This window comes from Ancylobacter sonchi, from assembly GCF_018390695.1.
Taxonomy (GTDB): Bacteria; Pseudomonadota; Alphaproteobacteria; order Rhizobiales; family Xanthobacteraceae; genus Ancylobacter; species Ancylobacter sonchi.
In genome coordinates this window covers 1-1,427 of record NZ_JAHBGF010000035.1, presented here as the reverse complement: position 1 = coordinate 1,427, position 1,427 = coordinate 1, and the positions used below count along the sequence as shown (strand labels likewise).

General features: G+C 65.3%; 1 protein-coding gene. It reads right to left on the bottom strand.

Features of this window, described 5'->3' with window-relative positions:
• A partial coding sequence (locus KHC28_RS20780; RefSeq protein ID WP_246565076.1) for an ISL3 family transposase occupies positions 1-1,427 on the bottom strand: 1,427 nt, incomplete at both ends.

Below are 1,427 nucleotides of genomic sequence, written 5' to 3'. Positions count from 1 at the left end.
TGATCTGGCCCTCGGTCTGGCCGTTCGACCAAGGGGATGTAATGGCTGCCGCGACTGCGGCGTGATCCTTTTCCACGCCACGACCGAAGGCTGCGACGAGGCTTGAGTTCGCACGTTCCAGCCAAGGACCGAGATCGGCAAGTGCCTTCTTACGGATCATGGCCTGGAAGGCGGCGATGATCTCGCGGGCCTCCACAAGCGAGGGAACGCTGCTCTCGATCGCCGCGATCAACACGGTTTCGGATCTGGAGAGTTGATCGCGGGCCAGGGTCATCAGTCGTGCGAGGGCTCGCGCCGATGGCGTGCGGTTCAGGACGCCGCCCTCGACCGCCTCGGCTCGCCGGCGGCGCGTGGCCCATTCCGTGACGACCCTCAGGCTACCGCGAAACCCCTGCTGTCCGAGCCGGCGCCAGAGCTCCGCACCGTTCCGATGCCCAGCCGCCCATTGCGCGTCGAGCCAGGGCAGGAAAAGCTCCAGAGAGCTCTCACGGGTGCGGAAGACATCTGAGCGCTGTCCGCGCAAGACGCGCCGGACCAGACCGCGGCTGTACTCGGTGCGGCGAACGATATCCTTGATCGTCACCCCAGCCTTTGCGAGGTCGAGAATGACCCCATTGGTCTCCTCACGATGCAGATATCCTTCATACTGGATGCGTTCGGCAGCGGTCAGCAGATCCGGATTGATGGTGGATGTGCCGACGGCGGCGCGGATCTGGCGCATGGATTTGCGAACGGCGTCGACGAAGGCCCGGCTCGCATTCTCCATCAGATGCCAGCGATCGGCGACCTGTGTCGCTGGAAGGGCCTTGGCTGCTGCCAGCGCATAGCCGCCACCCCGGTCCCGGGCGACAACGGCGATCTGCGGTTGGGCCGCAAGCCATGCCTGTGCCGTTGCCGGCTCCCGGTCGGGCAACAGGGCGATGGTCTGGCGCCGCTCCAGATCGCAGATCAATGTTCCATAGCGCTGATTGCGTCGCCAGGCCCAGTCGTCAATGCCGATCACGGCAGGCGGAATCAAGGGCGGGCGGCCTTGTCTTCGGATCACCCGGAGCATGGTGTCGTTACTAGCCGGCAGCATCAGCCGTCGCGCAAAGCGCGCCGCAGGCCGGCCGCCCAAGGCGAGACCGAGATGGTGGATAATCTGATCGAGCCGGGATGTGCGCCGGGACCACGGCAGAAGCGCCCCATTGTCGAAGCGCTCCGTGAAGATGCGGCGAGGGCACAGCACTGCATCGCAATGAAAGCGCCGCGCTAGAACAACAAGACGAACCGGCCTGCCGGAAAGCGGCAGATCCGCTAGCTGCCGAGCATAGCGGCTATGAACGCGCGTTGAGGCCGCCCCGCATCCCGGGCAGCAACTCCTCGCGCCGGACGCACGGAGGCAGATCCGTATGCCGGAATCCGTGTCGACCACTTCATCGACGACA